The sequence below is a fragment of the Piscirickettsia salmonis LF-89 = ATCC VR-1361 genome, assembly GCF_000297215.2.
Classification (GTDB): domain Bacteria; phylum Pseudomonadota; class Gammaproteobacteria; order Piscirickettsiales; family Piscirickettsiaceae; genus Piscirickettsia; species Piscirickettsia salmonis.
Genome location: NZ_AMFF02000162.1, coordinates 1 through 7,850, shown reverse-complemented (window position 1 = coordinate 7,850; position 7,850 = coordinate 1). Strand labels below are relative to the sequence as shown.

The following is a 7,850-nucleotide window of genomic DNA, read 5'->3' as shown; positions in this document are numbered from 1 at the left end:
TTCGTGAAATATCGCGTTTCGCTTTTAAATTCATTAATCTTTACCTCCAAACAGTTAGTAGACTCCAACTGTCAAGCTAGGTTCAGACTTTCACAAACACCACGGGTTTACCCGTGGATATTTATTAATAATACTTGAGCTCTTTAGTGTATGCCGTAAAATGCAGTAATGTTACGGTATTTTAACGATTGTTATTGATTTATTGCGAATCTATATTATTTAAGTTAGTAATATGTGTTTCGTGTGCTGGGTTTGTAGTGAGTGTAGCTAGGCTGTTATTGGGGTAAAAAATGCTGAAAGGTCGTGTGATTATTTTATTAATGGATTCATTTGGTGTGGGTGCTAGTGAAGATGCTGAGCAATTTGGTGATGCCGGCGCTGATACCTTTGGGCATATTGTTGAGCACGCCGCACACGGTTTAGCTGATTCTCCAGAACGTCAGGGCGCTTTAAAGTTGCCTTATCTTGCAAGTTTGGGTTTAGAGCAAGCGGCTAAACAGAGCCGAGGGCGGCCGATTGCTAAGACGATTACCGGTGATTTAGAGTTACCTATACAAGGCGTTTATGGTTATGCCATTGAGCAAAGTTGTGCAAAAGATACGACCAGTGGGCATTGGGAGATCACCGGGGTGCCTGTTGAATTTGAATGGGACTATTTCCATAAGGCGGCTGAGTGTAAAACGCCAGGCCAGTATTCATCTTGTTTTCCTGCTGATTTTATGCGGCGATTTCTAGCTGAAACTGGCTTAACGCAGGGGGTGTTGGATGCTGGACATGCATCGGGGACTGAGGTGATTAATCGCTTAGGTGATGAGCATTGTTTAACAGGAAAACCCATTGTTTATACTTCTGCCGACAGTGTCTTTCAGATCGCTTGTCATGAAAAGAGTTTTGGGCTTGAGCGGTTATATGGATTATGTCAGACGGCCAGGGAGTTATTTGATGAGATGGGGCTTAATATCGGCCGTGTTATTGCTCGGCCCTTTGTTGGTAATAAAGCGGGTGAATACCAGCGGACAGGTAATCGTCATGATTATTCTGTGCCGCCACCGCAGCCAACGCTATTAGAGTATGTGGTTAAAGGTGGTGGTGAAGTAATTTCTGTTGGTAAAATTGCTGATATTTTTGCTGATCGAGGTATTAGTCACAAGGTGAAGGCGACGGGTATCACTGAATTATTTGATCAATCACTGGCTACTTTTAAACGATCAAAAGCCGGGTCATTAGTGTTTACTAATTTTGTTGATTTTGATTCCGAATATGGCCACCGTCGTGATGTGGCAGGATATGCTAAGGCACTAGAGTATTTTGACTCACGTTTGCCTGAACTGATGGATAGTATGGAGCCTGGAGATCTGATGATCTTAACTGCTGATCATGGCTGTGATCCAACGTGGCCAGGGTCTGATCATACACGTGAACATATTCCGATTCTTGCTTGGGGACCGGGTCTGCAGAGCAAAAATATTGGTCAACGTCATAGCTTTGCTGATATTGGTCAAAGTATTGCTGATTTTATGGGCTTAGCAGCGTTGGCACATGGACAGAGTTTTTTAAGTTAATTGTATATTAATTGAAGGTATATCATGGATAAAACTAAAGAAACAGTGATGGCGCTTATTGATTTAACTTCGCTTAACTTAAATGACAATGATCAAACGATTGTGGAGCTGTGTGCTAAGGCAAGTAACCGTTTGGGCAAGGTGGCTGCTATTTGTATTGATCCAAAGTTTGTCGGCTTAGCAAAAAAATTATTAAAAAATCAGCAGATAGCGGTTGCAAGCGTTGTTAACTTTCCTTTGGGCAATGAGCCGGTAGAGACTGTTTTAGCAGATATTAACCAGGTATTAATTGATGGTGCAGATGAAATTGATCTGGTGATCCCTTATCAAGATTACTTGCAAAAGGGCAGTTCTGAGCGGGCGCTACATTTAGTTAACACCAGCAAGGCATTATGTCACGGTAAACTATTAAAAGTTATTTTAGAAACAGGGGAGCTAAAATCCCGGGCTTTAATTTTTAAGGCCGCTTGTGATGCCATTAATGCAGGTGCTGATTTTATTAAAACTTCTACTGGAAAAACAGCAGTTGGTGCGACGGTGAGCGCGGTTAAGGCAATGCTTGATGCGATTCAAGTCAATCTGCGCTATCACCCTCATGTTGGCCTAAAAGTATCTGGTGGGATAAAAACATTGGCTGAGGCCTTACAATATCTTCATTTAGCGAAAGAAGTTTATGGGAAAGAGAATATTCAGGTGAGCTCAATGAATTTGCGTTTCGGTGCAAGCTATTTGGTTGATGACTTATTAAGTAATGATTCATAGTATAGGAGAGAGGGGAAGTAACAACTTAGTTTATGCGTTTAAAATAAATAAGCTGTTACTGGGTTTGATACACGCTAACTATCTAGTTATTTTCACTTTTCCCTTGATATTCAAAGTCTTCAAGGTGGTGACGGTCGTGATGAAGAACAATCAGCCCGGTGAGAAACGTAGTTGCCAATGTAAATAAAAACCAGCCTATATACATCATATTCAGTGGTCTCCTTAATTTTAAAATAGTATAAAAAATATAAATTAATATAAAATATGCTGATTTTTTTCAATGTCTTTTTCATGAATGGGACCATCACGCCACATTTTGATATAAACAAATGAGGTATAGCAAAAAATAACCGGTACCATGATTACGGCAACGATAGCAATAATCGTTAGGGTATGTTGACTGGTTGATGCATTCCAGACCGTTAGGCTGTGTGCCGGCTCGCTACTCGACGGCATGATAAATGGGAATAAACTGAAAGCTGCGGTTAATAAGGTGCCCATTTGGATAAAGCTTGTACCAACAAATGACCAAATGGCTCGATTAGCATGTGTGCTAATAATCGCTAAGAATGCACCAAGAAAGCCGATGACGGGAGCGAGTGTCATCCAAGGATACGTGTGGTAATTATTTAGCCAAGCGCCGACGTGACGGTTGACGTGGTTAATGAGTGGGTCGTGAATGCTGCCTGCTTGGCTGCCAAGGAGATAACCTGGAATTTTGTAAGTGATTAATAAACCAGCCAGTGCAAAAGCAATGAGATAGCACCATGCAAATAGGCGTAACGCTTTTTGTGCGCGTGTCTTAATAATGCCTTTGGTGCGTAAATTTAAATAGGCAGCGCCGTGGCAGATGACCATAAAAATAGCGATAACACCAGATAATAGTGCAAAAGGAGAAAGTAAATCGATAAATGACCCGGTGTATTGCATTCTTAAAAAAACCGGATCATAGCTAAAAGGTGAGCCTAATAACAGGTTACCAAAGGCGATGCCCATGATTAAAATGGGAATGAAGCTTGCAATAAAAATGCCAATATCCCAGTTATTACGCCATGTTTGGTTTGGTAGCTTAGAACGGTACTCAAAGCCGACGGGACGTAAAAATAATGACCAGAGAATCAATAGCATTGCAACATAATAGCCAGAAAAAGCCGTGCTATAGACCAATGGCCAAATAGCAAATACGGCACCACCTGCGGCAATTAACCAGACCTGGTTGCCATCCCAGGTTGGTCCAATAACATTGAGGGTGAGGCGACGTTCGGTGTCATTGCGGCCAATGAACGGTAATAAAATACCAATACCTGAGTCAAATCCGCTAGTAAGGGCAAAGGAGAGGAGGCTTGCACCTACGATGACCCAGCCGATCACTTGTAATGTAGGAAGATCAATCATGTTTCTTTATTCCTCGTTATGATTTATTTGCATGCGCGAGTTGTTCAAAGTGGTAACGGCCGCTATGCAAGGCACTTGGGCCTAAGCGAGCATATTTAAACATGAGGTAGATCTCAATAATAAAGAGTAAGGTATAAAACAGGGCGAAGCCGGTTAAACTGAACGTGAGTTGTCCTGTTGATACCGAAGATGCCCCCATGGCAGTGGGCAATGTGTTTTGAACCACCCAGGGTTGACGGCCATGTTCGGCAACGAACCAGCCAAATAAGCAGGCTAAGAAGGGTAAAGGGATGGCGTAGAGAGCAGTTCTAAAAAGCCAGCGTTGTTCCCAGAGTTTACCGCGAAGATTAAAAAAGCCAGCGGCAAGGACAATGAGGAGCATGATGCCAAAGCAGCCAATCATCAGTCGGAATGAGTAGAACACGGCCCATACTTCGGGAATGGCTTGTTTAGCGACGTGTTGGATCTGGGCCTCGGAGGCATGTTGGATATCGCTAATATAGGATTTTAGTAATAAACCATAGCCGAGGTCATCTTTATAGCGCTCGAGTGTGTGTTTGGCTGTGGTTAATTGTTCTGCTGATAACGTTTTACCATCGATATTTTTTTCGGTTCTAAGTTCGATTAATGCAAGGTAGGCTTTGCGACCTTGAGTCATACGCACGACATTATCTGCAATAATTTCTTGCATGCCTTTGACGGTGCCATCGAGTGAGTGAGTGGCAATAATACTTAAAGCGTATGGGATTTTGATGGCCGCTAGATTTTTTAGCTGATTATTACTGGGAAGGGCGAGGATGGTCCAGGGTGCTGGCGCTTCGGGGGTTTCCCATAAACCTTCAATGGCGGCCATTTTCATTGGCTGTGTTTCATCGACATCAAGACCGGCGTGATCGCCAAAAAAAGCAACCCCTAACAGGACAATCAAACCAAAAAATGATCCATAAATAAAAGAACGCTTAGCAAAGACGATATCACGACCTATAAGTAAATAGTAGGAACTGATACCGGTGACAAACATCGCTGCGGTGACGAGTCCTGCGGTAATTGTATGAGCGAATTCGGCTTGAGCGGTTGGATTTAATAATACATCGTAAAAGCTGGTTAATTCCATACGCATTGAGTCAATGTTAAATTGGGAGCCGACCGGGTGTTGCATCCAGCCATTAGCAATTAAAATAAACAAGGCGGAGAACATCGAGCCGATGGCTAAGCAGAATGTGGCAAAGAGGTGTTGCTTTTTCGAAAGTTTATCCCAGCCGAAAAAGAAAATACCAAAGAAGGTCGATTCAAGCATAAATGCCACTAAGCCTTCAATTGCTAGGGGAGCACCGAAGATATCGCCAACATATTGTGAGTAATACGCCCAATTGACACCAAATTCAAATTCCATAGTAATTCCAGTGACAACGCCCATGGCAAAGTTGATGCCGAAGAGCTTTCCCCAAAATCGCACCATGTCTTTATAAACTTGTTTGCCGGTTTTTACATATAGGCATTCCATACCAAATAGAATCCAGGTCATCCCTAAAGTCAGAGGTACGAAAATAAAGTGGTAAAGGGCAGTGATGCCAAACTGCCAGCGTGATAGCTCAACGACATGTTCGATAGGAAGCATTATCCTCTCCGCTAGTTGATTACTAAGTGTTTATCTTGTGTCATAGTTAATTTTAATGGGCTATAAATAACAAGGGTGTTTGCCATAGTGGTTGATGAAGTTGCGTTGCGAGAAGCTCTTTATGGTAGCGTTAAAATAGAGACAGTTTTTTGTCATAGTTAATGGTTTTCTCATAATTTCTTATAGCATTAGGCTGTAACCGGTAATTTATGCAAGCTTAATTATAAGGCAAATAGAGTATGAAGTCTTTAAATTAAGTCGTCGTAACTTGCTTTAAGTTGGATTACTTATTTATTACTTGTTATTAACTTATTTTTTAATATTTATGCTGTTTTTATCGGAGTATTTTGATAACGGTGAAGATATCTTGTGTTTTAAACTATATTTGGAAATCCCCTGGAAATTATCATTATGCTAGAATAGCGAACTTTATAAGTAAGATTTAAAATTTAAGGTCTATATCAAAAGATAATGATAGATTCGATAGATACAGCGATGGCGCAGTTAACACATAAAAGTGGTAGTTTTTGCAACCTTTACATCTGCGGGTGTTGTGCGTAGGGCGCTAACTCAAGCAGGGTTTGTTGTAAAAAAGATTCCCAGCTTTGCTGGAAAAAGAGAGATGATGCGAGGCTGGAAAAAAATATGACTTTGCTAGTAGAAGGTAATTATGCGCCATGGAATAGACTTGCAGCGTCGGCGACTTCGCCTAACGTGATTGTCGTGGGTGCAGGGATTGCAGGAGCGAGTACAAGTTGGGCCTTAAGTAAACAAGGTTTTAACGTTACTTTGGTTGAAAAAGCAGCAGAAGCCGCTCAGGAAGCCTCTGGTAATTTGGCCGGCTTAATGATGCCTGCGTTAGCAACAGACCAAAGCTCGTTTGCTGAGTATTTTATTCAAGCCTACCTTTACAGTATTCAGCATGCAAAAACGCTGGCACAGTCTCATCAGTTTAACTTTTCACAAACAGGCATTATTCAGCTGGCCTTTAATGATCGTCAGCAAACGCGTCAAAAAAACTGGTTAGAGCTTGAGCATGTTGCAGATTTGTTGGAGTGGGTGAGTCAAGAGCAGGTGATGGCGCTTTCTGGATTAGATTTTTCTTGTTCTGGTGTTTATTTTAAAGAGGCGGCCTGGTTATCCCCCTATTTATATGTAAAGTCGCATATTCATGCCTGCAAGGCATCGATTAATTGCTTATTTAACTGTTATGTCAACCAGTTGCATTATGAACAGGGACTATGGAAATTGTATGATCAGCATCAGCACTTAATCGCTGAGGCCCCAACGTTAATACTTGCCAATGCGAGTGATGCTACACGGTTGCTTGGTCAGTTTTCCAGTGTATTACCCTTATCGTTGCGGACAGTACGTGGTCAGGTATCTGCTTTGGAGAATCATGCAAGGATTTCGCAGTTGAAGTTACCTGTATGTTATGATGGTTATATTACGCCTGTCATTAATGGTAAAAATTATTTAGGTGCAACCTTTATTGATGATTATCAGGCAAAATGCCTTCACCAAGACCGTGTGCAGAATATTCAGCAACTCAAGCAGGTGTTGCCAGGGCTTAATATCGACGAACGTGAATATAAGGATCTTTCTCAAGATCGAGCGGCTTTGCGTTGTATTACAACTGATTATTTGCCAGTGATTGGCCCAGTGCCGGATGTCGCGTTTTATCGGCAGCATTACTCTCGGCTTATTCAAGAGCGGCGTGAGTCACGTTATCCAAGTGCCCAATATTTGCCGGGGTTATTTATGAATATAGGCCATGGCTCACGAGGGATGGTTTCAGCGCCTTTTGCCGCTAAGTTGCTTGTGAGTGAACTGATGGGGAAAAATCTGAAGCTGTCAAAGCGCTTGCGTGAGCACTTGCACCCTGGGCGGTTTTTAATTCGGCAGCTTAAAAAAGGTAAATAATTAGCCTAGTTATAGTATCTTAATCTGTGTTGATTGGATGGTGTATCTAATAAATTGTTTTGATATAAGCCATGAATATGAATCTGGCTTGGAATCTATCGCTTGCTATTATATCAATCTAATTAGTCGGATGCACTAATAAATAAATAATTTTTTTAAAAGTAAATATTTTTTATTAAATAATATATACACTATTAATTATATTGTTATTATTTAAAAATAAACTGTTGAAAAATTTATAAAATATTAAATATTTCGGATCAATTAAGTAATAACTAAACAGAGGTGTGCTAGGAGTTAATTGATTTGGTTTTAACTTTTTTTCTGTTTTCCAGCCAAGGGGAAAGTTATGCCTATAAATATTAAACAAAGTTTAAAACGATTTCAAGCTCAAGATGCGTTGCAAGCCTCTGGTTCCTTTTTAAAAAAGGGTTTGCCTGAAGGTACAAACCAAGTAGATTTCATTAAAGCAGTTAATAGGGAAATACAAATTGTAATTGATGGAATGCAATCAATCTGCAAACAGCTATAGAGGGGAAGATAGTGTAAGAGAGCTAGTAGCGCTTCAGTTTCTTCCGCTGCGAGCCATG

Annotated in this window: 8 protein-coding genes; 5 read left to right on the top strand and 3 right to left on the bottom strand. The window is 41.0% G+C overall.

Annotated elements, in window-relative coordinates:
* The first annotated feature begins 290 nt into the window (after nt 1-290).
* Nucleotides 291-1,562, top strand: a complete 1,272-nt coding sequence (locus tag C200_RS12735) for a phosphopentomutase (RefSeq protein ID WP_016211224.1) — start codon at nt 291-293, stop codon at nt 1,560-1,562.
* A 24-nt stretch (nt 1,563-1,586) separates the two neighbouring features.
* Nucleotides 1,587-2,324, top strand: coding sequence for a deoxyribose-phosphate aldolase (gene deoC / locus C200_RS12730; protein ID WP_016211218.1), 738 nt, complete (start codon nt 1,587-1,589; stop codon nt 2,322-2,324).
* Nucleotides 2,325-2,406: 82 nt separating this feature from the next.
* Here the strand turns inward: deoC and C200_RS16590 are convergent, their stop codons facing one another.
* From C200_RS16590 to C200_RS12720, 3 genes are read right to left on the bottom strand one after another with little or no spacing between them, the layout of a single operon-like run.
* On the bottom strand, nt 2,407-2,532 hold the full coding sequence (locus C200_RS16590) for a hypothetical protein (RefSeq protein WP_016211216.1): 126 nt from the start codon (nt 2,530-2,532) through the stop codon (nt 2,407-2,409).
* 44 nt (nt 2,533-2,576) lie between these two features.
* Nucleotides 2,577-3,719: a cytochrome d ubiquinol oxidase subunit II gene (cydB, locus tag C200_RS12725; protein ID WP_016211221.1), complete on the bottom strand. Its 1,143-nt coding sequence runs from the start codon at nt 3,717-3,719 to the stop codon at nt 2,577-2,579.
* A gap of 16 nt (nt 3,720-3,735) precedes the next feature.
* The gene (locus tag C200_RS12720; RefSeq protein WP_016211223.1) at nt 3,736-5,337 is read right to left on the bottom strand and encodes a cytochrome ubiquinol oxidase subunit I; all 1,602 of its coding nucleotides are present in this window, start codon (nt 5,335-5,337) and stop codon (nt 3,736-3,738) included.
* Between the two features lie 517 nt (nt 5,338-5,854).
* On the opposite strand from C200_RS12720, the gene C200_RS16790 reads away from it, so the two are divergent.
* From C200_RS16790 to C200_RS12710, 3 genes are all read left to right on the top strand, one after another.
* On the top strand, nt 5,855-5,986 hold the full coding sequence (locus C200_RS16790; RefSeq protein ID WP_016211222.1) for an MnmC family methyltransferase: 132 nt from the start codon (nt 5,855-5,857) through the stop codon (nt 5,984-5,986).
* A complete protein-coding gene (gene mnmC / locus C200_RS12715) occupies nt 5,983-7,260 on the top strand; it encodes an FAD-dependent 5-carboxymethylaminomethyl-2-thiouridine(34) oxidoreductase MnmC (protein WP_016211219.1) in 1,278 nt (425 codons plus the stop codon). Before C200_RS16790 ends, mnmC begins: the two co-directional genes overlap by 4 nt.
* A 349-nt stretch (nt 7,261-7,609) precedes the next feature.
* On the top strand, nt 7,610-7,792 hold the full coding sequence (locus C200_RS12710) for a hypothetical protein (RefSeq protein WP_032126789.1): 183 nt from the start codon (nt 7,610-7,612) through the stop codon (nt 7,790-7,792).
* Nucleotides 7,793-7,850 lie beyond the last annotated feature (58 nt).

Coding starts and splice junctions, on each gene's coding strand:
- C200_RS12735 (WP_016211224.1), top strand. CDS start 291: ATGCTGAAAGGTCGTGTGATTATTTTATTAATGGATTCATTTGGTGTG.
- deoC (WP_016211218.1), top strand. CDS start 1,587: ATGGATAAAACTAAAGAAACAGTGATGGCGCTTATTGATTTAACTTCG.
- C200_RS16590 (WP_016211216.1), bottom strand. CDS start 2,532: ATGATGTATATAGGCTGGTTTTTATTTACATTGGCAACTACGTTTCTC.
- cydB (WP_016211221.1), bottom strand. CDS start 3,719: ATGATTGATCTTCCTACATTACAAGTGATCGGCTGGGTCATCGTAGGT.
- C200_RS12720 (WP_016211223.1), bottom strand. CDS start 5,337: ATGCTTCCTATCGAACATGTCGTTGAGCTATCACGCTGGCAGTTTGGC.
- mnmC (WP_016211219.1), top strand. CDS start 5,983: ATGACTTTGCTAGTAGAAGGTAATTATGCGCCATGGAATAGACTTGCA.
- C200_RS12710 (WP_032126789.1), top strand. CDS start 7,610: ATGCCTATAAATATTAAACAAAGTTTAAAACGATTTCAAGCTCAAGAT.